Below are 24,386 nucleotides of genomic sequence, written 5' to 3'. Positions count from 1 at the left end.
TCAGGAAGTCGTTCGCAACGGCTTCCGCCGAAAAATATACAGCCGGAGGCATTCCGTGAAGTGGAGCAGGTTATCCACAATTGGCAATGAAAGGCCCCTGACCAATGACACCTTTTGATAAGGCGTTTCTAATGTTGATTGTACAGGAAAAGCGGGCAGGGCGGCACCCGTGCGGTATTTCTGTCAATTGAGCAGGGGGGCGATATAAACAGGCCGGCGGCGTGGCCCGAAACCTTCAGGTAACGGGCCGGGCGACTGCTCTGGAGCAGGAGAAAGGTCAGTCTTTACGCTGGGGGCTGAGCAACTCGATCAGGTAGCCATCAGGATCTTTCACAAATGCCAGAATGGTGCCGGATGTGCTGTTTTTCATGGGACCGGCTTCGCGTACAACCTGGCCGCCGCGTGCCTTGATCTGGTCGCAGGCTTGATAGACATCTTCGACCTCAATGGCGATATGGCCATAACCTGTTCCCAGGTCGTATTCATCCGTTTCCCAATTGTGGGTCAGTTCCAGAACGGTATTGTCGGCTTCATCGCCGTAGCCGACAAAAGCAAGCGTGAATTTGCCTTCCGGATAGTCCCTGCGTCGAAGCAGGCGCATCCCCAGTACCTCTGTGTAAAAGGCCAGGGATTTGTCCAGGTCGGTTACCCGGTACATGGTATGCAACATGCGCATGAAAACACCTCTTGGTTCATATCGAAAACCTGATCTACGTCTTTGGTCTAGCAGACTCTGCTTGCGGCTTTCAGTCTACAATGATTTATTGAAAGTATTAATAACAATAGCCAAGGGGGGCTAAACCCATGTTTCAGGATATGACCAAGCAGTTGAATGATTCCATGGCGCCGTTTCGTGAGTTGGTAAATATTCAGACCAAAATGCTTGAAGAGCTGACTCGACAGCAGATGGAATGCACCAAGGCCTGCCTTGAAGCGACCATGCAGCAAACGAATGAATTGCAGAAGTGCAAAACCCCCAATGATTTGATCGAATTGCAGCAGGCCTATGCCAAGGAGCTGGAAACCACGCTGAAGTCGGCCAATGAGCAGAACCTGAAAGCGTTGACTACGGCACAACAGGCGATTCAGCAGCTGACTCAGAACTCGCTTGAGGCTTTCACGGCCAAGAAGTAAAGTTGGACACTGTATCGGATATCAGAAGCAGCCCGGGTGGCTGCTTTTTGTTTTTATGAGATGGAGAGTATGGCCCTCAGCATCGGTTTGTTTTATGCAAGCACCACCGGTAATACAGAGCAGATTGCGGATCAAATTGCCGCCTTATTACCGGATCGTATCCACCTGCATGACATCGCAACGGAAGGCGTAGCGGCCATGGCGGGCTATGCCTGCCTGATCCTCGGTATCCCGACCTGGGACTTTGGCGAGCTGCAGGAAGACTGGGACGAACACTGGGATGCACTGTCGGCCCTGGACCTGAGTGGCAAGCGTGTTGCACTGTTCGGTTTGGGCGATCAGTTGGGATATGGCGAGTGGTTTCAGGATGCCATGGGGATGCTGTGTCAGCAGGTGCAGGGGTGTGGTGCCCAGGTTGTCGTCAACTGGCCGATCAGCGGCTATAGCTTTGAGGCTTCTCGCGCGCTGACCGAAGACGGCCAGTCCTTTGTTGGCCTGGCGTTGGATGAAGATGGCCAGCATGGTGAAACCGAACCACGCCTGCAGGCGTGGTTGCCTCAGGTGCTGTCAGCGTTCGATAACTGAGAGGGTCGCCATCGGCAGATCAGGTACCAGGCCAGACTGAGCGCCTGCAGGGCCGTGGCGCATCCCAGGGCTGTCCGGTATGCCTCGGCGGAGTAATCGACGCCGTTGGCGGAGGGCCAGCGGGCGATGATGGCCCCCATGCCCCACTGTACAATAAAGGCACCGAGAAAAATTCCCAGATTGAGACTGGTGCTGACGCGGGCACTGATAGCGGCCGGGAATTGCTGTGCCAGGCCAGCAAACATCAGAGTACCCGAAGTGCCAAAAAAGCCGAAGGCGGCCCAGGCCAGGGTGTCGGCGCGACCGGGATGAAGTTGAATCCACAGTAGTACCAGCAGAAAGCCGGCCATGCCGCAGAAACTGATGCTCTGGGTACCGATGCCGAACCGATTCAACCGACTGGCGATGCCGCCCAGTCCCAGAAAGCCGGCCATCATGCCAAGGGCGGATACCAGCAGCATCTGTGCGGCGTCACTGGCACTCAGTTGGTTGACCCGCTGTAGCCAAATACCGGCCCAGAGAGACTGGGTGGCGATAAATACCGATTGCGACAGCATGCTGGCTGGTGCCAACTGGTAAAAGGCGGGGGTACGAATGACGGCAAGCGTTTGCCGCAGCAGGGTTGGCAGGCGAATATCCGTGTGATTTCGGGGTGTCAGAGGAATGCAGGAATAGAGCAGGGCGGCGATCAACAGACTGGCCAGTGCCAGCAGGATAAACAAGGTGCGCCAGTCGGAGTGCTGCAGTGCCCACTCGGCCGGAGCGGTGGCAGTCAAGGCTCCGAGTCCGCCGCAGGCCAGTTGCAGGCCGTTGATCAGGGGCAGTTGCTCGGTTTTCAGCCAGGTAGCATAGCTTTTGAACGCCGCCATCAGGCAGGCGGATACACCCATGCCGATCAGGCCGCGCCCGATCCACAGCAGGGTGCTGCTGTTGGCCAGGGCGAAGGTCAGGCTGCCGGCAGCGGCAAACAGCAACAGGACCGGTGCGACATGTCGTGTTTGATACCGGTCGAGCAGAATGCCCAGCGGGATCTGGCAGGCCGCAAACGTCAGAAAATAAGCGCTGGAAATGAAGCCAAGGCTGGCGCTGTCGATACCGAGTTCCTGCATGATGTTGGGTGCGACGACGGCATTGATCACCCGAAAGACATAAGACAGCCAGTACCCCAGGGCGAAGGGTATGAACAAGCGGATCATAATTGGCATGGAACTTTGTATCCTTGTCAGGGCCAGAGGTAGAGCCTACATCAGGGCAGGTTATACTGCACGGCGTGGTATCCGTGAACATTGTATTCACGAATTAGTGTGATCTAATATGTGCTCCACGTCTGACATATCGAGAAAGGGAAACCGAAATGAAGAAAATTGCTGCAATTGGATTGGCGGGATTCTTGGCTGCTGCAACGACAACGACCGTAATGGCGGCTGATCCCGAGGATGCAATCCATTACCGCAAGGGCGCTTTCAGTGCCATGGCTTGGCACTTCGGCACCATGGGTGCAATGGTCAAGGGCAAAATGGATTACGATGCTGAAGACTTCAGCCGTCGTGCCGACATCGTGGCTCAGCTGAGCAAGCTGCCGATGGAAGGCTTCATCGCGGGTTCTTACGAGGGCGACACCGACGCTCTGCCGGCAATTGAAAAAGAGTGGGACAAGTTTGAAGGCGGCATGAATATGCTGGTTGAAAACACCGCTGCACTGGCTGAAGCCGCCAAGTCCGGCGATATGGCACAGATCAAGCCGGCATTCGGTGAAGTGGGCAAATCCTGTAAAGGTTGCCACGATAACTTCAAAAACTGATCAATCAATTTGGTTGGTTAAACGTAAAGGGCGCCGAGGCGCCCTTTTTGTTGTCCGTTTTACAGCAGGTTGACGATTCCCCAGATCACGGCGGCGGCAATTGCGGCCAGAATCAGTCCGAGCCAGAAGGGAGCGAAGGCGTGCGAGTCCTCGTGGATGCCAGCGGGCTTGCGACCGTGCAGCATTGATTGCACCAGTTTTTCGCCCTTGAACACCTGATGTGCAATGACGCCAGCCAGATGCAGGCCGATCGCGATCAGCAGGCCGTCAAAAATCGTTTTGTGCCAGCGAGTGATTTCCACGCTCATGCTGCTGCTCACCAGGTGAGCGAGAGGGCCTTCGGTAAAGATTTCGTCGTTGGCAAACAGGCCGGTGCCTGCCTGCGCGGCGCTGAGCAATAACAGCATCAGGACCATCCAGCCACCCAGGGGGTTATGCCCGATATAGTGAGCGTCCTGACGCTTGGTCAACTGCAAGCCGTATTTGAGCGTGTGAATGGGCGAGCGGACGAATTCGCTGAAGCGTGCGTAGTGGCTGCCGGCAAAGCCCCACATAAGCCGGAACAGCACCAGTGCCAAGACAGAGTAGCCGGCGTACATATGCCACTCCATCCAGTTTCCGCCCTGTTCACCGCTCCACCAGGCGAACAGAATACTGGCGGCCAGAGACCAGTGAAACAGGCGAACAAAAATATCCCAGACCGGTTTGTGTTCCTGGGTAACGGGTTGTTGGGTCATGTCAGATTCCATTTAACCAGAGGTGGCAGATAAGGCTGGCGATATATCCCGACAGGATCGCCCAGCTCCATTTGAGATGGCTAAAGAAGGTGTAGGTTCCCTTGGCCTGCCCCATCAGGGCCACTCCTGCGGCCGAACCGATGGACAGCAGGGAGCCACCGGTTCCCACGGCCAGTGTGGCCAGCAGCCATTGTTGCAGAGTCATGCCCGGGTCCATGGTCAGAACCGCGAACATGATTGGAATGTTATCGACCAGAGATGACAGTAGGCCGATCAATCCGTTGGCCAGGTTGATGCCAAGATTGCCATACAGCAGGGTCGATAGCCCGGTCAGGTAGCCCAGGCTGGCCAGTCCGCCCACGCAGAGCACAATGCCGTAGAAAAACATCAGCGTATCCCAAGACTCGCGTTCGACAACCTTGAAAATGTCAAAGCGGCGGATAACTCCCGTGTGGTCGCCGTGTAGCAGGCTGTGTCGGGCGGTGTTTTCGGCATGATGGTGGGTAATATGACCCTGCTCACGGAAAATGGGGTCATGAAAGCTCAGGTAGTAGCCGTAAATTTTTAATACCCCCAAGCCTGTCATCATGCCCAGCACGGGCGGCAGGTGCAACTGGCTGTGTACGGTGACGGACAGCACAATAGTCAGCAGAAACAGGATAACAACGGTGAGGCCTCCCTTTTTCATGCGCTGGTGACGGCGTTCGCCTGCAGGCTGGATGCGTTCTACTGTCAGGCTCATCAGCAGGGCGGGAATCAGCCAGTTGATCAGTGACGGCAGCAGCAGCCGGAAAAACTCGGTAAATTCCACCACGCCCTTTTGCCAGACCATCAGCGTCGTGATATCGCCGAAAGGGCTGAAAGCACCGCCGGCATTGGCGGCGACAACCACGTTGATACAGCCGACCGAGATGAAGCGGTAGTTGTGATCGCCAACAGCCAGCACAACCGCACCCATCAGCAGGGCGGTAGACAGGTTGTCGGCAATGGGTGAAATGATGAAGGTGAGTCCGCCGGTGACCCAATAAATGGTGCGGAGCGAGTAGCCACGCGATACCAGCCAGGTACGCAGTGCCACAAACACCCGCCGCTCTTCCATCAGGTTTACGAACGTCATCGCGGCGAGCAGAAACAGAAACAATTCGGCATAGTCGAGAATATAGTGCCTCAGCTGAATGCCTGCAGTGTGGGAGTCGCCCTGTTGCTGGTAGGCGAGCCCGACCAGAATCCAGATACAGCCTGAAGCCACGATGACCGGTTTGGACTTGCGCAATCCCAGTTTCTCTTCCATCACCACAAATACGTAGGCGAGCAGAAAGATCAGCAGGGCCAGATAGCCGTATGGGCTGGTGGTCAAATCCATCAAAACCGGTGCGGGTGTAGTCGTCATCAGGTGGCGTCCTTTCCGATACGGTGACACCGGCGTAAACAGCCCCATGCGTGGCGCCGGTGAAAGCACAGCATCATTCTCGCTCAGTCGGGAAGCCAAGTCGAGTTGCGGTTGAAGCGGTCGTGAATCATTCAAACAGCGCCGCTGATCGGTTAGAATAGATTCCTTTTTCCAAGCAGCGAGTATCCAAGTAGCACGATGGAAATTAATCCGATTCTCAACAGCCTGAAAGAGTTCAGCGAGCGTACCCGGGCGCTGCGCACCTACCTCGATTATGATGGCAAGCGCGAGCGCCTGGAAGAGGTTGAGCGCGAGCTGGAAGACCCCAATGTCTGGAACAATCCGGAAAATGCGCAGCAGCTGGGCCGTGAGCGTGCAGGACTGGAGAATGTCGTCAAGACCATCAACGAGCTGGAAAGCGGTATCAGTGACGCCGGTGACCTGCTTGAGATGGCGGTTGAAGAGGACGACGAGGATACCGTTGTCGAAGTGGAAGCGGATGTGGAACGCTTGAAAAACATGCTGGAGCAGCTGGAGTTCCGCCGCATGTTCTCGGGCGAAGCCGATGCCAACAACGCCTTCCTCGACATCCAGGCCGGTTCAGGTGGCACCGAGGCTCAGGACTGGGCCGACATGATGCTGCGCATGTATCTGCGCTGGGGTGAAAGCAAGGGCTTCAAGACCGAGCTGCTGGAAGTTTCCGGTGGTGATGTGGCCGGGATCAAATCCGCCACCATCCGCTTTGAGGGCGAGTATGCCTTCGGCTGGCTGCGCACCGAAACCGGTGTACACCGCCTGGTGCGCAAGTCACCGTTCGACTCCGGCGGTCGTCGCCATACCTCCTTCTCCTCGGTATTCGTATCGCCCGAGATTGACGACAACGTGGATATCGAGATCAATCCGGCTGACCTGCGTGTCGATGTTTATCGCGCCTCCGGTGCCGGTGGTCAGCACGTTAACCGAACCGAGTCCGCGGTGCGTATTACCCACGAACCCTCGGGTATTGTAGTGCAGAGTCAGTCGGCTCGTTCTCAGCATCAGAACCGCGACACCTGTATGAAACAGCTGCGTGCCAAGCTGTATGAAATGGAAATGATGAAGCGCCGCGAAGCCGCGCAGGAAGTGGAAGACACCAAGGCCGACATCGGCTGGGGCAGCCAGATTCGCTCCTACGTACTGGACGACCAGCGCATCAAGGATCTGCGTACCAACGTGCAGACCTCCAACTGTGATCGCGTACTCGACGGCGATCTGGACCAGTTTATCGAAGCCAGCCTCAAGGCCGGCCTGTAAAGCATTCGTTTTAAGGTAACCCCCGATGTCAGACAATAATGTGCAGCAAAACGTGCAGCAAGATGAAAACCGCCTGATTGCGGAGCGTCGCGAGAAGCTCGCCGCACTGCGTCAGGAAGGGAACGCCTTCCCCAACACCTTCCGTCGTGACAGCTATGCAGAAGATCTGCAGCAGGCACACGGCGACAAGAGCAAGGAAGAGCTGGAAGAAGCCGGCATTCGAGTTTCCGTGGCGGGCCGAGTGATGCTCAACCGTGGTGCCTTTATGGTATTGCAGGACATGAGTGGCCGTATCCAGCTGTACGTCAACAAGGCCGCACGTCCTTTTGCCAAGTCCGTCGACCTGGGCGATATCATTGGCGTCAGCGGTGTGCTGCACAAATCGGGCAAGGGCGACCTGTATGTCGACATGGCCGAATTCGAAATGCTGACCAAGAGCCTGCGTCCGCTACCGGACAAGTTCAAGGGTTTGCAAGACATGGAAATGCGCTACCGCCAGCGCTATGTTGACCTGATCATGAATGAGCAGTCGCGCAAGGTATTCGAGATGCGCTCGAAGATCGTGGCCGGCATCCGCAAGTACCTGATCGAACGTCGCTTCATTGAGGCGGAAACGCCGATGCTGCACCCGATTCCCGGTGGTGCGACAGCCCGTCCGTTCGTGACCCATCACAATGCTCTGGACCTGGACATGTACCTGCGCATTGCGCCGGAACTGTACCTGAAACGTCTGGTCGTGGGTGGTTTCGAGCGTGTGTTCGAGATTAATCGCAACTTCCGTAATGAGGGGCTTTCCACCCGTCATAATCCGGAATTCACCATGATCGAGTTCTATCAGGCCTACGCGGACTACAAGGACCTGATGGACTTGACCGAAAACATGCTGCGTACCGTAGCCGAAGAGGTGCTGGGTACTACCATCGTGGTGAATACCGTACGTAATGATGAAGGTGAAGTACTGGAAACCTTCGAATACGATATGGGCAAACCGTTCACTCGCATGAGCGTGTTCGACTCCATACTGCATTACAACCCGGAGATCACGGCAGAAGCACTGGCCGATGAAGCGGCGGCGCGCCAGATTGCCGAGCGCATGGATATCGATGTGAAGGATGGCTGGGGTCTGGGCAAGGTGCAGATCGAGATCTTCGAGAAGACCGTCGAGCACCGCCTGCAGCAGCCGACCTTCATCACCGAGTACCCGACCGAAGTCAGCCCGCTGGCCCGTCGCAGTGATGACAACCCGCACGTGACCGACCGTTTCGAGTTCTTCGTCGGTGGTCGTGAACTGGCCAATGGCTTCTCCGAGTTGAATGATGCCGAAGATCAGGCCGAGCGCTTCCAGAAGCAAGTGGAAGAGAAAGATGCCGGAGATGACGAAGCCATGCACTTCGATGCCGACTATGTACAGGCGCTGGAATACGGTCTGCCGCCGACGGCGGGTGAAGGTATCGGCATCGACCGTCTGGTGATGCTGTTCACCGATTCGCCGTCTATCCGCGATGTGCTGCTGTTCCCGGCCATGCGTCCGCGTGGCTGATTACTGTCGCGTATAGAGTTATCCACAAGGCCACGTCAGTGGCCTTTTTGTTTTGTACCGGAGGGATCGGTACGCTGGCAGGTATTTTCTGATTGGAGTGACAAGATGGCTTTGGATAAAGCGCCAACATGGCAGCCCTGGTTGCAGCCTGAGTTTGAACAGCCCTACATGCAATCGCTCAAGCAGTTCTTGCAGGCCGAAAAGGCGGCGCAGAAGGTGATTTATCCACATTCGTCCAACTGGTTTCATGCGTTGGAAGCCACGCCGCTGGACCAGGTCAAGGTCGTGATCATCGGCCAGGACCCCTATCATCAGCCGGGGCAGGCACATGGGCTCTGTTTTTCGGTCAGACCGGAGGTGCGTACTCCGCCGTCGCTGGTCAACATCTACAAGGAATTGCAGACCGACTTGGGAATAGAGCCCGTGAATCACGGTTACCTGGAGTACTGGGCGGAGCAGGGTGTGTTGTTGCTCAATGCGGTGTTGACCGTGGAGCAGAGCAATGCGAATGCGCATCAGGGCAGGGGCTGGGAATCGTTTACGGATCGTATTATTCAGCTGGTCAATGAACAGTGCGAGCATGTGGTGTTCATGCTGTGGGGCAGCTATGCGCAGAAAAAGGGGGCTGGCATCGATCGCAGCCGTCATCTGGTGCTGAAGGCACCGCACCCTTCGCCTCTGTCGGCCTATCGGGGCTTTTTCGGCTGTCGCCATTTTAGTCAGGCCAATGCCTGGCTGGAGGAAAAGGGGCTGCGAGCGATTGACTGGCAGCTTCCGCTGGCGGCGAATGAAGGCGAATAAAGACGAAGCAGAACAAAAAAAAGCCGGCACAGAGCCGGCTTTTTTTGTGGCTGGACTTGGCTTAGCGCTTGCGCGGAAGCATTGCCTTGATGTCACGGTTCAGCGGCAGGCTGAAATCGTGGGAGCCCAGAATAATGTTGTCGCTGGTGCGCACGATGCGGACGTTAACGTAAACATTGCTGCCGCCAATGGCATAGCTGCCCAGCAGAACGGCCTGGGCATCATGGGCCTGCAGCAGGCTGTGCAACTTGCGGGACAGGATCAGCTCACCGGTACGTTCCTTGACGAAGAGGCTGTCGCGCATTTTGACTTCGATCACCGGCAGTCCATTAGCGGACAAGGCACTGGTGAACTGCTCGGACAGGGTGCGGCCGAATGTGGATGACTGCTGCAGGTCATCGATATCGGCGAAGGTTGCGGCCAGTACCGGCGCACCGAGAGTCAGCCCCTTGGTGTTGGCAATCAGCTGGCTGGACGCGGTTTTCACTTCCTGGATCAGGTCCACCTCGGTTGCAATTGAGGCTGTGGGCTTCTGGGTGCTGCTGCATCCGCTTGCGCCCAGCATGGCAACGGCAACCAGGCTTGCCGTCAGAAACTTCTTGTAAGGCTTCAACATGACTCTATTTCCCCCGATTACCATTCATTGCTGACAGGCGTGCTTTTCAGCTGGATGCCGCGGTTGGTGGCAGGCGTATAATGGTCGTTGTCACCGGGGTTGATGTAGTAGATGTTGGAGTTTGAGTACACCACCTGATCAGCCATGACGACCTGAGTGGTGATGACCACTTCCTGATCGGTTTCACTAGCCCAGCTGCCGCTGAAGATGTCGACGGCTGCAGCGGCGGGGATCAGCGCCAGGGCTGGCTCGGCCCACTGATTATAAGGAACGGTGGCTACGGCGATACCGGCGGCCAGTGCCGTCCAGGCACCTTCGGGAGCGCGAATGTGACCGCGATCCTTGTGCTCGACAACCTGTACCTTGTAGCTCACCTGAGCCGCCTGTTCCGAGCTTGTTTTGACGTAGGCGCCCTTCTCGACCAGCTGGCTGGTCAGCAGGGTGTCAAAAGCGGTGCTGAATGGAGTGGCCTCGTCGGCACTTTTGATATACAGCGGTTGGCTTTTCAGCAGCTCGTGCTGGGTCAGCAGTTCGGCCTGGTGCTGAGCCATCACATCCCAGTGGTGGGCCGCCTGCATTTTTTGCTGGGCCGTAACGGGATAGGTGGTTGCAAGGGGTGCTTGTGATGTGTGGGTACCAAAGCATCCTGCAAGCAAAGTGCTGCCGATGCCCAGGAGGCATACCTTCCGAAGCATGGTGTGTTCCTTCAAGTTAGTGAGTCCAGAGCAGAGGATAGCGCAAAATCTGCTCGGAAAATAAGTCTGCTTTATTAAATATGGGTGCCGACGACCTCAGCCGCTGTCACTCTGCAGGGCTCAGACTAACAGAGCACAGCGGTCGGGCGAACGATTAAAATCAATAAAAATGCTCTTTCGGCGCAGGCCTGTCAGCGCTTGCTTTCAAAGAGTCGCGGATCGAGAACATAAGGCAGCGGCATCAGTTGTAGCTGGGCACCCTCAGCGTCTTCCAGGTGAATACTCTGCTGTTCGGCTTGCTCCTTGATGATGACCGCCAGCACACGATAGCGCTGTTCACCGCACTGGGCTACACGGACCAGCTGGCCGACATTGGCGCGGTTGTCGCTGGCCAGTGGCATGCCAGGAGTCGGAGGCTGAGCGGTTTCGATCTCCGCCAGATACATGGGGCGCTTGAGCTGGCCGCGGTGCTGCAGACGGGTAACGATTTCCTGACCGGTGTAGCAGCCTTTTGTGAAGCTGACGCCGTCGAATGCCTGCAGATTGGTCATCTGCGGGATGAAGGCTTCACGGGTGGCAGGAAACAGGTCCGGGATGGCGGCATCAACGGCAGCCAGCTCCCAGGCGTTGCTGTTACCGAGGCCGGCCGTTGCGGTTGCCAGAGACATGACCTCTTCCAGTCGTTCGGCCGGGAACCAGAACTCGCTCAGAGTATCATCATGGCGTGCCTGCGAAGCGTCGGGGATGGCCTGCTCAAGCTGTTGTGTCAGACTCACTGCATTGGGGCCGCAGAGGCCGATACCCAGAAGGTCATCCTGCTGGACAGCGTCAGCCTTGGAAAAGATGATGTACTTTTTCAGCAGGGCCAGCGCATCGGCTGCCATTGAGCTGCGCGTGCGCAGCCAGTAGCGGGCCTCTTCGGCGCGGATAACCTGATAAAGGCTGTGCATATGTCCTTTGATGTTGCAGTGGGCTCCCGGCAATGAGCCCAGGCGGTCGACATCTGCCAGGTCGCAGCTCAGTTGTCCCTGTAGAAACTTGTGGGCGTCCGGGCCGGACACCGAGATAATGCAGGCCTCGGTCAGAGGGACGACGGTCGTGGATCGGTCGTGTGCCGGTGTGGTGATGACCCGGTCATCCTTCAGTTCAATACCCGGTTGATTCAGCCATTCGCGCCAGAGTGCGTGCATGAGAGGTCGATCTCCATTGAAAATCCGATGCCTGTGAGTCTAAACAATAAACGGGCCTTTATCAGCCCGTCTTGTTCAGGGTTATTGTGTCGCTTGTGCCTGGCCGATTGTGCGGCCCATCACGACGCTGTCTCCGGCGCCGAGATGATCGGCCCAGTCCATGACGTCAGAACCGAACAGGAGAATGACGGTGGACCCCAATTTGAAGCGCCCCATCTCGTCGCCCGCTGCCAGTGTGACCGGGTCCATTCCCGGGCGTGGATTCAGAACCAGAGGCTGGCGTGGCAGAGGGGCAACCTGACCGTTCCAGACGGTTTCGATACCGGCAACGATCATGGCACCGACCAGAACCATGGCCATGGGGCCCAGCTCGGTATCGAAAATGGCGACCAGGCGTTCGTTGCGGGCAAACAGGTTGTCTACGCCAGCGGCTGTGACCTGGTTGACCGAATAGAGATCGCCGGGGATATAAATGCTTTCGCGCAGGGTGCCGCTGACGGGCATATGAACGCGATGGTAGTCGCGGGGTGACAGATAGATGGTCGCAAAGCGTCCGTTCATGAACGGACGGGCCCGCTCCTGATCTCCGCCCAGCAATGCGTTCAGTGAATAATGATGCCCCTTGGCCTGGAACATGCAGCCATGTTCGACAGGCCCCAGCTGGCTAATGGCGCCGTCGGCAGGCGAGACAATGGCTCCGGGCTCTGTGTCCAGAGGGCGTGCATCCGGTTTCAGGGCGCGGGTGAAAAACGCGTTGAAATGTTCATAGCCTTCCGGGTCGGGTTGCAGCGCCTGGTTCATATCCACCTGGTAGCGTTTGCGAAACCAGTTGATAAACAGGTTCTTGACCCAGGGCGTGCGGCATTCGGCCAGGCAACCGACGAGGCGTGACAGCAGGTGCTGGGGCAGTAGATGTTGCAGCAGTACAAACAGGGAGTCTTTCAAGTTGTTACCTATTCAGTCGGGGGGATCAATCGGTGTCTGCCGGCAGGTCGGGGCGATTTCCCCAGTCGTACCATGAGCCGTCGTAGCAGGCGAGCCGGGGCAGGCCGAGCCATTTACCGACAATATAGGTAAGCCCTGAACGACGGTGGGTCTGGCAGTGCGTGACGATCTGCTTGTGCGGGTCGATACCCCGTTCAAGCAGCAGGGCTTCGAGTTGTGCACGCGGTTTCAGCCAGGGAATGTCGCCCGGCTCCAGCAGGTCGGTCCATTCCAGATGGCGGGCTCCGGGGATATGACCGCCCTGTTGCGCATTCACTACTTTTTCGCCGCTGTATTCGGCAGCCGAGCGGGCATCCCAGATACAGAATTGATCGTCGTTCAGGCGTGCCAGAATCTGCTCGGCCGTCATGCGCAGTTCGGGTACTTCGGTTATGGCCGCATTCTGGATCGGTTGTGCCGTGTTGGCGGTCTGCTCCAGAGCATGTCCGCTGTCGACCCAGCCAGGCAAGTGGCCATCCAGCAGACTGGCGGCCTGATGCCCGATCATGTTCAGGGTCCAGATCAGCCGACCGGCCCAAGGGCCTTTCTGGTCATCATAGGCAACGACCTGGGTGTCGGGCGTCAGGCCCAGCTCGGCAAAAAGCGTGGCCAGTTGTTGCCGTGTCGGGATCAGGTTGGAGACAGGGCCGTCACCGCGCAGCAGGCGCAGAGGGTCCAGGCGGATGGCGCCGGGTATGTGTCCGGCCTGGTAGTGCTCGGCGCTGGACAGGTCGAGGATCAGTACCTCGGGGGTATTCAGGTGGTTGGCCAATTCATTGGGAGAAATGACCACGGGGAGAGATAACATGGTGATATCCGCTACTGGTTCTGTAATGGGAGGATCATAGCGAAGCCGGAGCTGTCCGCAAAGTCATCACGCTCATCGGCGCAGGGCTCGGGTGGCTGTTGCGCAGAGCTGGCGGAAGTGGTCGAACTGAAACTGACTCAGCCGAGGGTGCTGAGGCAGGTCATCGGCATACAGTATTATCAGCGGACGGTCCTGCTGGAACACGGACATCAGCAGATAATCGTTGCCATCCAGCCGGCTGGTAAAACTTTCCGGCAACATGACACCCAGTCGATCCCGGTTTTCGGTATCCATCCAGACGCCGGCAGGTTTTTCGCTCAGGCGCTTGAACAGGCTGGGGACATTCAGGCTCAGCCGAATGTCCTTGAGCGGGTGCCCTTCCGCCAAACCGATCGTGTGTGCGCATTGCAGTTGCAGGCGGTTCGTATTGACCAGCAACACGCCCAGGCGGCTCAGGCCAAGCCCCAAGTGTAGCCCCTGTAACAGGGTTTGTATGACCTGACTGGCCTGCTGAAGCCCGGTCTGAGGTGTACTCAAGCGCGCCAGCGTCTGTTGAAAGAGTCTTTCGTTGCGGTGCTCAGAGGGGGGCGGGCGCGTATCTGTTGGCGGCACGGGATGGGGTGCCGCCTGGACAGGGCGTGGAGTATGGTGCGTCAGTGCCGGATAGTCTTCCCGCTCGAGTCGCGCAAGTTCTGCGTTCGGGATCAGGCCTGTGCGCGGTGTCTCGGTCGGCGTGGGCAGCATCAGCAGTTCGGCGGCGGGGCTCAAAGCACCTGCAACGGGATAACGGCGGGCGGCTTCGGCACAGTGCTGATGCAGCCGGGTGGCCAGACGGTCGGCAGGCTGGCGCAGATAGTCGGCCAGAATATCGAGCAGGCGCAAGCTCTTGTCACTGTACCAGCTGCGGGTCGTGGTAAGGGCCAGCCAGTTGCCCAGTTTGACCGGAAAAAAACGTTGTTGCGTCAACTGATTGATCTGTCGCTGTTCCTGCGGGGCCAGGGCAGGGTCCTGCATGGCTCTGCGGTGCAGCAGGTTGAGCGTGTTGCGGTCGGGAGAGGTGGCGTGGTTCAGCGCATCTCGGGTCAATTCGGGCAGCGCCCAGCGCCGTGCCAGTTCGGCTCCCAGTGCCTGCAGGGTACAGCCGAACAGGTCCTGCTCGGCGAGTGCGACATCGACGCCTTGCAGCAGTACGCGCTGTTGATAGTACTGTTTGTGCAGTGGCGCATGCAGCCAGGCCATCCAGTGTGTAAATCCGTAGAGCAGAGCGGCCAGCCGGACCTCCTCGACGAAGGGCAGTCCGCGTTGACGACAGAGTTCCGCGCTTTGGAAGGACGCGTGCAGGCTGTCGGCCAGGGCGCGGAGAAACATCTTGTGCTGCATGCTGTCGGAGCGGATTTTGAGGCCGCTGAGTTGCCGTGTCAGCTGTTCCAGTCGCTCCAGTCCCAACAGCCCCACGGCATGCTGGATACTGGTGACCGATGCCCCCTTGTGTCTGTGCACCTGCTGTGCATGACGGGTGATGTGAAGGCTCAGCACCGGGTCGCCGCTGACCAGGTGCGCAATCTGCTGCAGGGTTGAGCGTTCATTGCCCAGCAGCTGTCGAAAACGGGCCAGGGTGCCGGTACGCACCGGTAGCGGCCGATGTTCGAGATAGTCGGCCCAGGCCTGCAGACCATGAAGGCGGGGGGCATCTGCCCGGTCTGGTTGCATCGTTTAACGGCTGTCCTGCATGGAGTGCAAAATCTGCTGGTAGCTGTGGAAACGCTGGCTGCTGATTGCGCCGCTCTCAAGCGCGTTCAGGAAGGCGCAGCCGGGTTCCTGCTCGTGACGGCAGTCGCGGAAACGGCAGTGCCCGCGCAGGGCCGATAGTTCGCGGAAACCATTGAGCACTTGCTCTTCGGTCATATGCCAGAGGGCAAACTCTCGAATCCCCGGAGAGTCGATCAGATCACCACCATCGGGAAAATGGAACAGGCGTGCGGTTGTGGTGGTATGACGCCCTTTGCGGCTTTGTTCGGACAGGGCGCCGGTTTTTATGTCGGAGCCTGGCAGCAGGCTGTTGACCAGGGAGGATTTGCCGACGCCGGACTGGCCGACAAAAACACTGACATGGTCGGTCAGCAGTGCCTTGAGCTCGTCCAGCCCGTCGCGGCTGGCCGTGGAGGCTTGCAGGGTGCGATAACCCAATTGGCGGTACTGCTCGAGCAGAGGCTCCAGGCGCTGGCGGTTGTTGTCATCGAGCAGGTCGGCCTTGTTCAGCAACAGGACCGGTTCGATGCCACTGGCTTCGGCGGCGACCAGATAACGGTCGATCAGGTTGGCATGCGCGTAAGGCTCGACCGCGATAACAATCACGATATAGTCGATATTGGCCGCGACAGGCTTGAGTTCGCCGTGGTTGTTTGGGCGCAAAAGTTCACTGTGGCGGTCCAGTGCGGCGACCACGACCCCGCTATCGGCGGAGCGTCGCCAGACAACGCGATCGCCGGTAACCAGCTGGCCCAGATGGGTGCGCATATGGCACCGCTGCAGCGAGCCGCGTTGCTCGCCTTCCAGCGCTTCGACATCGACCTGGCGGCCGAAGTGGGAGATGATGAGTCCCTGTTGTTCCGGGCCGAGAACGCCGCCTTCCAGCTGTTCCTCGATCAGGGCGTCACGCTTTTCTGCACGTGCTGCCCGCTCTTCCTGAATCTTGTTGATGCGCCAGGCCTGGCGTCGACTAACCTTGCGTTTTCCCATGCCGGTCGATATCACTCGTTCACTGCTGCTGTCGTTGACGTGATAAGGTATTCGAATCCGAGTTAAATTGACAGTTTTGCCAGGGGAGAAAAGGGCATGGCACTCAAGGATAACCTGATCTGGGTCGATCTGGAGATGACCGGGTTGAATCCGGACACTGATCGAATCATCGAGATGGCGGCAATTGTCACCGATCCCGATCTGAATCTCATCGCCGAGGGGCCGGTCATTGCGGTACACCAGCCCGATGCCGTGCTTTCTCGCATGGATGAATGGTGTACGCGTACACATGGGCAGTCCGGCCTGACGGACCGGGTGCGCAGCAGCCGTATCAATGAAGCCGAAGCCGAACAGGCCATGTTGGCTTTTCTGCGCGAGCACAGCGAAGCGGGCGCGTCACCGATGTGTGGCAACAGTATCGGCCAGGACCGCCGCTTTCTGTGGCGTTACATGCCGGACCTGGAGGCATTTTTCCATTATCGCAACCTTGATGTCAGCACGATCAAGGAGCTGGCGCGACGCTGGAAGCCCGCCGCGCTGGACGGCTTCAAAAAACAGGGCAACCACTTGGCGCTGGACGACATTCGCGAGTCCATTGAAGAGTTGCGGCACTATCGCCGGCACTTTTTCCGCCTGTAAGCCTACTCCGGCAGACGGCGGGCGCCGGGGTGCGCGAGGATCGGTAGTGGTCGTGGGCCATCGCCGTTGGCAAGCTGCTCCAGAGCCCAGTCGATATGTTCCCGTACCAATGGGCTGCTGCCGTCACGGCGAGCCCGAAGGGCGCTGGTGACTGCCTCGCCGCCGCGGCCGTTGCCCAGTGCCACGGCCAGGTTGCGCTGCCAGCCGTCATAGCCGGTTCGTCGGATGGCTGATCCTTCGGTTCGTTTGAGGAAGGTGGCCTCATCCCATTCGAACAGTTCCAGCAGGCTGGCCTGATCCAGGTTGTGCCGAGGCTGGAAGTCGGCCTCGTGGCTGCGTTTGGCAAAGCGATTCCAGGGGCAGATCAACTGGCAGTCATCACAGCCGAAAATGCGGTTGCCCATTAGTGGACGCAGTTCCAGCGGTATGCTGCCGCGATATTCAATGGTCAGGTATGAAATGCAGCGCCGGGCGTCCAGAACACCGGGTTCAGGGAATGCCTGTGTTGGGCAGATATCAATGCAGGCGGAGCAGCGGCCGCAATGGGATTCGGTCTCCGGTGGATCGATCGGCAGCGGCAGATCAATGAACAGCTCACCCAACAGAAACCAGGAACCAGCCTGACGGTTCAGCAGCAGAGTGTGCTTGCCGATCCAGCCCAGCCCGGCGTTGCGCGCCAAGGGCCTTTCCAAGACCGGGGCACTGTCGACAAAGGGGCGAAAGCGCACTTCAGCGTCTTCCACCTGGGTGTCCAGCCATTGGCCCAGTTGTTTCAGGCGCTTGCGGATCAGCTTGTGATAGTCACGTCCAAGTGTGTAGCGGGCGACATAAGCCTTGTCCGGATTGCGCAGAATGCCCGTAACCGGGGCGTCGGCCGGCAGGTAGTTCATGCGCAGCATGATGATGCGCTGCGTTCCCGGTACCAGCAGTGTCGGGTCCAGGCGCTTGTCGATATTCTGGGTCAGGTAGTCCATGTCACCCTGGTAGCCCTGTTCCAGCCAGCGCTGCAGGCTGGCGGCTTCATGGCTGGCATCCGGCAGGGTAATGGCGCAGTCGGCAAACCCCAGTTCGCCGGCCTGTTGCTTGAGCGCCTGTGCCAGAGTGTCGAGTTGTGCCGGGCTGAGCTTTGACATAAGAATCGGAACCGGGTATGTCCTGGTCAGTCCATCCTTTATAATGAACTGATAAAAAAGGAGAAGGCCATCATGAGCAGAGCAGAGCTGCCAGGGGCATTATACACGGCAGAACAGAGCCGCGCCCTGGATCGTACCGCCATAGAACAGTTCGGTATACCCGGATTTCGCCTGATGCAACGGGCGGGGCATGCCGCGTTTGTCGAGCTGGTGGCGCACTGGCCGGCCGTACGCAGGCTGACCGTGCTCTGCGGCAGCGGCAATAATGGTGGTGATGGCCTGATAGTAGCGGGCCTGGCGCGACAGCAGGGGATAGACGTACAGGTCCTGGTGATCTGCGATGATTTTGTCGAACGTTTGAACGGCGAAGCGCTGTCGGCCTGGCAGTGGGCGCAGGCGGTAGGCGTGTCGATTTCGCGCTGGCGGCCGGGCGTAGAGCTGCAGGGCGAAGTTGTGGTCGATGCCTTGCTGGGTACAGGGCTAAGCGGCGAGGTCCGCGGTGACAGTGCCGAGCTGATTCGACAGGTCAACCGCTCGCCACGACCGGTCATGGCTGTGGATATTCCGTCCGGCTTGTGTGCTGATACCGGCTGTGTGCTGGGGGTGGCGGTGCGTGCCGAGCTGACCTTGACCTTTATCGCGCTTAAGCAGGGCTTGTTGACGCATGAGGGTGTCGATCACTGCGGGCAGGTATTGTTTGATAACCTGATGTTGCCCGACGAAATTTATGAAGAAGTTTCCCTGAGTGCATTCAGAACGGACAGTGACGACTTGGCCAAGCTGTTGCCGCCGCGTCGCCGTTCGGCACACAAGGGGTTGTTCGGCCATGTGATGGTGATTGGTGGTGATCATGGTATGGGCGGTGCCGCATTGATGGCGGCGGAAGCTGCTGCTCGCAGTGGTGCGGGACTGGTATCGCTGGCGACACGGCCCGAGCATGTGACGGCGGCCTTGACGCGTGCTCCTGAAGTTATGGTAGCGGGGGTCAATTCCGGACAGGATCTGCAGCCTTTGCTGGAACGTCCGGACGTGCTGGTTGTCGGACCAGGGCTGGGTAACAGTGCCTGGGCCGACCAGCTGTTGCAGCAAGCCCTGAATTCGGGGTTGCCTCTGGTGTTGGATGCGGATGCACTGAATCTGTTACTGCGCAGGCAGCAGGCTGGCCCGCTGGCGCATGATTGGGTACTGACGCCGCATCCGGGTGAAGCGGCACGCATGTTGGGGCGGGAAACACCGCACCTGCAACAGGATCGTTTCGGTGCCGTGCGTGAGCTGCAGGCGCGTTATGGCGGTACGGTAGTGCTCAAGGGGGCCGGTAGCCTGAGTTTTGACGGGGATGCCATGCATTTGTGCAATGCGGGCAATCCCGGCATGGCCTGTGGTGGCATGGGCGATGTGCTCTCCGGTATCATCGGAGCCTTGCGCGCGCAACGTTTGAGTGCCGTGGATGCGGCCCGTGTCGGCGTTTATGCCCATGCGCGTGCAGCCGACCTTTGTGCCGCTGATCAGGGCGAGCGGGGTTTGCTGGCAACGGATCTGATCGCGCGGGTGCGTCGAGTTCTCAGTGGTATTGAATGAAGGAAGGCAAGTCATGAAGCGTTACCTCCCCGATGAGCAGGCCATGGCCGATTTCGGTGTGCAGTTGGCACAGGCGGTTGATTCCGGCGGCGTGATCTATCTGCTCGGTGACCTGGGGATGGGTAAAACCACATTGAGTCGAGGCATTCTGCGTGGCTGTGGACATGCCGGGTCGGTCAAAAGTCCAACCTATACCCTGGTGGAGCCTTATGATACACCGGCCGGACTGGTCTATCATTTTGACCTCTATCGTCTCGCCGACCCGGAGGAGCTGGAATATCTTGGCGCTCGAGACTACTTTACGGACGATGCCCTGTGCCTGGTTGAATGGCCGGAAAAGGGCGAAGGCATGTTGCCACGGCCTGACCTGGAGATCCGTTTGGCACTATCGGGTTTGGGGCGTGAACTGACCCTGGCGGCACACACGCCTATGGGGCAGCGGATCATCGATAAATTGAATAAAAACGACCACCAGGCGTGAAAGGGCTGATGAGAAAATTCGGGCAACTGCTTACCCTCGTACTGTGTTGTTTGTTGGCAACCAGCCTGCAAGCCGCTCAGGAAATTCGCAATGTACGTGCCTGGCTGGCGCCGGATAATACGCGACTGGTGTTTGATCTCTCGGGACCGGTCGAACACAAGCTGTTTACGCTATCGGACCCGGGGCGAGTCGTGATTGATATCGACAAGGTCAGTCTGAAGGCCTCACTGGACAAGCTGGGTCTGGAAAAGAGTCCGGTCAGCGCGATCCGGCACAGTACGCGAGGCGATGGATTGCGTATTGTGCTTGACCTTAAGGACAAGGTGCGCCCGAAAAGCTTTGATCTCAAGCCCAACGATCAGTATGGACATCGCCTGGTGGTGGATCTGGAAATGCGCGAGCAGGCCGTGGTTACCAAAACGGTGGTTCCGGTACCGGGCGAAAGCGGCAAGCGTGATATCGTCGTGATGATTGATGCAGGCCACGGTGGAGAAGACCCGGGGGCCATTGGTCCAGGTGGCGTGCGTGAAAAGGATGTAGTGCTGGCCATCGCAAAAAAACTCAAGGCCCGGATCGATGCTCATCAGGGGTATCGTGCAGTCATGACGCGTACCGGTGATTATTACATCAGTCTGCGGGGACGTACCGGCAAGGCACGCAACAGCAATGCGGACCTTTTCGTTTCCGTACATGCGGATGCCTTTAAGAACCCGCGTGCCCGTGGTGCTTCCGTGTGGGTGCTGTCTGGACGTGGCGCCAGCTCCGAGATGGGCCGTTGGCTGGCGCAGCGCGAGAACAGTGCCGACCTCATTGGCGGGGTGGGCAGCCTGAGCCTGGATGACAAGGATGATGTACTGGCCAGTGTGCTGCTGGACATGTCAATGAATGCCAGCCGCAAGGACAGCCATCAGGTGGCGTCCCGCATTCACGGCAATATGGAACGTTTTGCCCGCATGCACAAAAAGCATGTAGAACAGGCCGGTTTCGTCGTATTGAAGTCACCGGATATTCCTTCCATTCTGGTCGAAACCGGCTTCATCTCCAACCCGCAGGAAGCGCGCAAGCTGCGCACGGCCAGCTATCAAAACAAGATGGCGGAAGCGATCTATCGCGGCATTGTGGATCATTTCTGGGAAAAACCGCCAGCCGCGACCTATGTGGCCTGGCAAAAGCAGTCCGGCAAGGCACCGGCTGGTGGCGAGCGGCTGTATAAGGTTGTCTCCGGTGATACCCTGTCCGTGATTGCACAGCGTAACGGCGTGTCGCTGCAGCAGTTGCGCACGGCCAATAAGCTCAGAGGTGACCGCATTCGTGTCGGTCAGGTGTTGCGTATTCCTGCAGGCTGACATCAGGTTTTTATGTCTCGTATTCATCTTCTTTCGCCGCAGCTGGCCAACCAGATTGCGGCCGGTGAGGTCGTCGAACGGCCTGCCTCCGTGGTTAAGGAACTGTTGGAAAACAGTCTGGATTCCGGCGCTGATCGTATCGAACTGGATATTGAGCAGGGCGGTGTCAAGCTGATTCGCCTGCGTGATAACGGTGGCGGCATCGGCAAGGGTGATTTGTCGCTTGCGCTTAGTCGTCATGCCACTTCGAAAATTACTGCGCTGGAAGATCTGGAAGCCGTTGGCAGTTTGGGGTTCCGGGGCGAGGCGCTGGCCAGTATCAGCTCGGTATCCAGGCTGACCCTGACGTCGCGTCCGCTCGATCAGGACAATGCCTGGGCTGTGTCGGCCCAGGGGCGTGACATGACGGCGGATGTGGTACCGGCGGCACACCCGCCCGGCACCACCGTGGAAGTCAGGGACCTGTTTTTCAATACTCCGGCGCGGCGCAAATTCCTGAAAACCGAGAAGACCGAATTTCGGCATTTGGAAGAAGTGGTCAAGCGCCTGGCGCTGAGTTGTTACGGAGTTGGCTTTACCCTGCGGCATAATGGCAAGGCGGTACATCAGTTGCGCCCGGCCGAGACCGAGTCCGCGCGTGAGCAGCGTCTTGCCCAGTTGCTGGGCAAGGGGTTTGTCAATGAATCGGTGGCGCTGGATGTGGTGGCCGAGGCCTCGGGGCTCAGATTGTGGGGCTGGATGGGATTGCCGACCTTCTCTCGAGCGCAAGCGGATCAGCAGTATTTTTTTGTCAACGGGCGCGTCATTCGTGACAAGGTTGTGACGCACGCAGTACGTCAGGCGTATCAGGATGTACTTTTTCATGGGCGTCATCCGGCCTATGTGCTGTATTTGGAGCTGGACCCGGCGCTGGTGGATGTAAATGTACATCCGACCAAGCACGAGGTGCGCTTCCGCGAAAGTCGGCTGGTGCACGACTTTATTTTTCGGACGCTCTATCGCGTGATTGCCGACCTGAGACCGCAGGACGTAGCGCCGGTACAGGGGGCGCCCGAAGCGGATACCCAAGTCGCAATAGCAGCGGGTGGCACGGGTTTTCCGCAGGCGGACATGTCGGCACGTCCGGTAGTGGACATGTCGGCCTTGCGTCAGCGCCCCATGGGGCTGGGCTTCGGCAATGCCGGCAGTTCGGGACCGGTGCGAGAACAGATACAGGGCTATGCCGCTCTGCACCAGCCGGCGGGTATTTCGCCTCAGTCCATGGCACGACCTCCGGTGGCGCCAGCATTGGTGGATGATGCGCCGGAGGTTCCTCCGCTGGGGTACGCCCTGGCACAGTTACACGGTATTTATATACTGGCGCAGAACACTGAAGGGCTGGTACTGGTGGATATGCACGCAGCCCATGAGCGTATCGTGTATGAACGCATGAAGCTGGCTTTTGAACAGGACCGTATCCGCAGTCAGCCGTTACTGGTGCCGGTGAGTCTGGCGGTCAGTGCCCGAGAGGGTGATATTGCCGAAGAACATCCGGATGAGTTTCACCGTTTGGGGTTCAGGCTTGAGCGTATGGCGGAAGAGTCGCTGGTGATCCGGGAGGTGCCGGTGGCACTGGCGGGTGCCAATGTCGAACAGCTGGTTCGGGATGTGCTGGCCGACATGCTGCAGGTTGGTACCAGCGATCGCATACAGGCACATTTGAATGAATTGTTGGCCACCATGGCATGTCATGGTGCCGTGCGAGCGAATCGCCAGCTGACCCTGCCGGAAATGAATGCGCTGCTGCGTGATATGGAACAAACCGAGCGCAGTGGTCAGTGTAACCATGGGCGACCGACCTGGACACAGCTGTCATTGGCACAACTGGACAAACTTTTTTTACGGGGACAATGATGCAGCCTTTGGCGGGGCCCAGGCCCAAAGTGATTTTCGTGATGGGACCTACCGCATCGGGCAAGACGGATCTTGCCATGCGGCTATGCGATCATCTTCCCTGCGAGCTGGTCAGTGTGGATTCGGCCATGATCTATCGCGAGATGGATATTGGTACGGCCAAACCGACAGCTGAAGAATTGAGTGCCTACCCGCATCGCCTGATCGACATTCTGGACCCGACGGAAGCCTATTCCGCCGCCCGTTTCCGGGAGGACGCCCTGATGCAGGTGGCCGATATTCAGAGCCTGGGGCGAATTCCGGTTCTGGTCGGAGGCACCATGCTGTATTTTAGTGCGCTGCAGCAAGGCCTTGCTCAGTTGCCTGAGGCCGATCCCGAGCTGCGTGCCCGTATCGAAGCGGATGCGGCTGAGCAGGGTTGGCCGGCAATACACGCCCGCCTGGCCGGGCTGGATCCGGAAGGTGCCCGGCGTCTCAAGCCGACGGATGCACAGAGGTTGCAACGGGCGCTGGAAGTGGTGTTGCTGACCGGCAAGCCGATCAGCGAGCACTGGCGTGAGCAGGCAGAAGCCGAGCTGCCGTTCGACATTATTCCCATTGCGCTGGCACCGACTGAGCGTTCGCGGCTGCATGAGCGGATCGAACAGCGCTTCGACCTCATGCTGAAAGCCGGTTTTGAGGAAGAGGTTCGTCGACTGTGGGAGCGGGGTGATCTGCGTGCGGATATGCCGTCAATTCGATGCGTGGGCTATCGACAGATGTGGTCCTTTTTCAACGGTGAGTACGACCGGGATACCATGCGCTACAAGGGCGTGGTCGCAACCCGCCAACTGGCCAAGCGTCAGCTGACCTGGCTGCGCGGCTGGCAGGGGGTGCATTGGCTGGAAAGCGAGTCATCGAATTTAGTGTACGATGCCTTGAAACTGTCAGACCCTGCCGTTATATAATAAATTCCGGTATGATCGCGCGCAAACTCTGTTCATGCAGCGGTATGGTGCCGAGT

At 58.3% G+C, this 24,386-nt stretch carries 24 protein-coding genes; 12 read left to right on the top strand and 12 right to left on the bottom strand.

From position 1 onward, the window contains the following. Window positions 1–277: 277 nt before the first annotated feature. Entirely contained in the window at window positions 278–676 is a 399-nt protein-coding gene (gloA, locus tag H1S06_RS14350; RefSeq protein WP_181741412.1) for a lactoylglutathione lyase, read from the bottom strand. A gap of 128 nt (window positions 677–804) precedes the next feature. On the opposite strand from gloA, the gene H1S06_RS14345 reads away from it, so the two are divergent. Continuing rightward, the gene (locus H1S06_RS14345) at window positions 805–1,134 is read left to right on the top strand and encodes a phasin family protein (protein WP_181741410.1); all 330 of its coding nucleotides are present in this window, start codon (window positions 805–807) and stop codon (window positions 1,132–1,134) included. A gap of 69 nt (window positions 1,135–1,203) precedes the next feature. Next, entirely contained in the window at window positions 1,204–1,719 is a 516-nt protein-coding gene (locus tag H1S06_RS14340; protein WP_220183902.1) for a flavodoxin, read from the top strand. Here H1S06_RS14340 and H1S06_RS14335 read toward each other — a convergent pair. Then, on the bottom strand, window positions 1,692–2,924 hold the full coding sequence (locus H1S06_RS14335; protein WP_181741406.1) for an MFS transporter: 1,233 nt from the start codon (window positions 2,922–2,924) through the stop codon (window positions 1,692–1,694). The genes H1S06_RS14340 and H1S06_RS14335 overlap by 28 nt on opposite strands. Window positions 2,925–3,073: 149 nt before the next feature. On the opposite strand from H1S06_RS14335, the gene H1S06_RS14330 reads away from it, so the two are divergent. After that, on the top strand, window positions 3,074–3,520 hold the full coding sequence (locus H1S06_RS14330) for a c-type cytochrome (protein WP_181741404.1): 447 nt from the start codon (window positions 3,074–3,076) through the stop codon (window positions 3,518–3,520). A 59-nt stretch (window positions 3,521–3,579) separates the two neighbouring features. On the opposite strand, the gene H1S06_RS14325 is transcribed toward H1S06_RS14330, so the two are convergent. Then, window positions 3,580–4,257, bottom strand: coding sequence for a cytochrome b/b6 domain-containing protein (locus H1S06_RS14325; protein WP_181741402.1), 678 nt, complete (start codon window positions 4,255–4,257; stop codon window positions 3,580–3,582). Window position 4,258: 1 nt separating this feature from the next. Continuing rightward, a complete protein-coding gene (nhaD, locus tag H1S06_RS14320; RefSeq protein ID WP_255483133.1) occupies window positions 4,259–5,647 on the bottom strand; it encodes a sodium:proton antiporter NhaD in 1,389 nt (462 codons plus the stop codon). A 198-nt stretch (window positions 5,648–5,845) separates the two neighbouring features. Between nhaD and prfB the strand changes: the two genes are divergently transcribed. The 3 genes from prfB to ung all read left to right on the top strand — a co-directional run bounded on the left by prfB (window position 5,846) and on the right by ung (window position 9,281). Then, window positions 5,846–6,940 carry a peptide chain release factor 2 gene (prfB, locus tag H1S06_RS14315; protein ID WP_181741400.1) on the top strand — a complete coding sequence of 365 codons (1,095 nt, stop codon included), beginning with the start codon at window positions 5,846–5,848 and terminating at the stop codon, window positions 6,938–6,940. Window positions 6,941–6,965: 25 nt separating this feature from the next. Beyond that, window positions 6,966–8,480 carry a lysine--tRNA ligase gene (gene lysS, locus H1S06_RS14310; RefSeq protein WP_181741398.1) on the top strand — a complete coding sequence of 505 codons (1,515 nt, stop codon included), beginning with the start codon at window positions 6,966–6,968 and terminating at the stop codon, window positions 8,478–8,480. A gap of 105 nt (window positions 8,481–8,585) precedes the next feature. Then, on the top strand, window positions 8,586–9,281 hold the full coding sequence (gene ung / locus H1S06_RS14305; RefSeq protein ID WP_181741396.1) for a uracil-DNA glycosylase: 696 nt from the start codon (window positions 8,586–8,588) through the stop codon (window positions 9,279–9,281). 61 nt (window positions 9,282–9,342) lie between these two features. On the opposite strand, the gene H1S06_RS14300 is transcribed toward ung, so the two are convergent. From H1S06_RS14300 to rsgA, 7 genes are all read right to left on the bottom strand, one after another. After that, a complete protein-coding gene (locus H1S06_RS14300; RefSeq protein WP_181741394.1) occupies window positions 9,343–9,897 on the bottom strand; it encodes a FlgO family outer membrane protein in 555 nt (184 codons plus the stop codon). Between the two features lie 17 nt (window positions 9,898–9,914). Beyond that, the gene (locus H1S06_RS14295; protein ID WP_181741392.1) at window positions 9,915–10,592 is read right to left on the bottom strand and encodes a hypothetical protein; all 678 of its coding nucleotides are present in this window, start codon (window positions 10,590–10,592) and stop codon (window positions 9,915–9,917) included. 191 nt (window positions 10,593–10,783) lie between these two features. Beyond that, window positions 10,784–11,782: a CAF17-like 4Fe-4S cluster assembly/insertion protein YgfZ gene (ygfZ, locus tag H1S06_RS14290; protein WP_181741390.1), complete on the bottom strand. Its 999-nt coding sequence runs from the start codon at window positions 11,780–11,782 to the stop codon at window positions 10,784–10,786. Between the two features lie 81 nt (window positions 11,783–11,863). Then, entirely contained in the window at window positions 11,864–12,727 is an 864-nt protein-coding gene (gene asd, locus H1S06_RS14285; RefSeq protein ID WP_181741388.1) for an archaetidylserine decarboxylase, read from the bottom strand. Window positions 12,728–12,752: 25 nt separating this feature from the next. Further along, window positions 12,753–13,574, bottom strand: coding sequence for a sulfurtransferase (locus tag H1S06_RS14280; RefSeq protein ID WP_181741386.1), 822 nt, complete (start codon window positions 13,572–13,574; stop codon window positions 12,753–12,755). A 72-nt stretch (window positions 13,575–13,646) separates the two neighbouring features. Continuing rightward, complete coding sequence (locus tag H1S06_RS14275) at window positions 13,647–15,284, bottom strand: HDOD domain-containing protein (protein ID WP_181741384.1); 1,638 nt, start codon at window positions 15,282–15,284, stop codon at window positions 13,647–13,649. 3 nt (window positions 15,285–15,287) lie between these two features. Next, a complete protein-coding gene (gene rsgA / locus H1S06_RS14270) occupies window positions 15,288–16,313 on the bottom strand; it encodes a small ribosomal subunit biogenesis GTPase RsgA (protein WP_181741382.1) in 1,026 nt (341 codons plus the stop codon). Window positions 16,314–16,409: 96 nt separating this feature from the next. On the opposite strand from rsgA, the gene orn reads away from it, so the two are divergent. Next, a complete protein-coding gene (gene orn, locus H1S06_RS14265; protein WP_181741380.1) occupies window positions 16,410–16,952 on the top strand; it encodes an oligoribonuclease in 543 nt (180 codons plus the stop codon). A gap of 2 nt (window positions 16,953–16,954) precedes the next feature. Here the strand turns inward: orn and queG are convergent, their stop codons facing one another. Then, window positions 16,955–18,085 (bottom strand): tRNA epoxyqueuosine(34) reductase QueG, encoded by a 1,131-nt coding sequence (gene queG / locus H1S06_RS14260; RefSeq protein WP_181741378.1) that lies wholly within the window; start codon window positions 18,083–18,085, stop codon window positions 16,955–16,957. A 72-nt stretch (window positions 18,086–18,157) separates the two neighbouring features. Here queG and H1S06_RS14255 point away from each other — a divergent pair, with 72 nt between their 5' ends. From H1S06_RS14255 to miaA, 5 genes are read left to right on the top strand one after another with little or no spacing between them, the layout of a single operon-like run. Next, window positions 18,158–19,663: an NAD(P)H-hydrate dehydratase gene (locus H1S06_RS14255; RefSeq protein WP_181741376.1), complete on the top strand. Its 1,506-nt coding sequence runs from the start codon at window positions 18,158–18,160 to the stop codon at window positions 19,661–19,663. Window positions 19,664–19,676: 13 nt separating this feature from the next. Then, window positions 19,677–20,144 (top strand): tRNA (adenosine(37)-N6)-threonylcarbamoyltransferase complex ATPase subunit type 1 TsaE, encoded by a 468-nt coding sequence (tsaE, locus tag H1S06_RS14250; protein ID WP_181741374.1) that lies wholly within the window; start codon window positions 19,677–19,679, stop codon window positions 20,142–20,144. Between the two features lie 8 nt (window positions 20,145–20,152). Continuing rightward, window positions 20,153–21,490, top strand: coding sequence for an N-acetylmuramoyl-L-alanine amidase (locus tag H1S06_RS14245; protein WP_181741372.1), 1,338 nt, complete (start codon window positions 20,153–20,155; stop codon window positions 21,488–21,490). A 12-nt stretch (window positions 21,491–21,502) separates the two neighbouring features. Next, a complete protein-coding gene (gene mutL / locus H1S06_RS14240; protein WP_181741370.1) occupies window positions 21,503–23,383 on the top strand; it encodes a DNA mismatch repair endonuclease MutL in 1,881 nt (626 codons plus the stop codon). Next, on the top strand, window positions 23,383–24,330 hold the full coding sequence (gene miaA, locus H1S06_RS14235; RefSeq protein WP_255483129.1) for a tRNA (adenosine(37)-N6)-dimethylallyltransferase MiaA: 948 nt from the start codon (window positions 23,383–23,385) through the stop codon (window positions 24,328–24,330). The genes mutL and miaA overlap by 1 nt, the downstream gene beginning before the upstream one ends. Window positions 24,331–24,386: the final 56 nt, after the last annotated feature.

It is taken from the genome of Marinobacterium marinum (assembly GCF_013868415.1).
Classification (GTDB): Bacteria; Pseudomonadota; Gammaproteobacteria; order Pseudomonadales; family Balneatricaceae; genus Marinobacterium; species Marinobacterium marinum.
The sequence above is the reverse complement of the archived record's forward strand: the minus strand, read 5'-3'. Positions and strand labels throughout refer to the sequence as shown.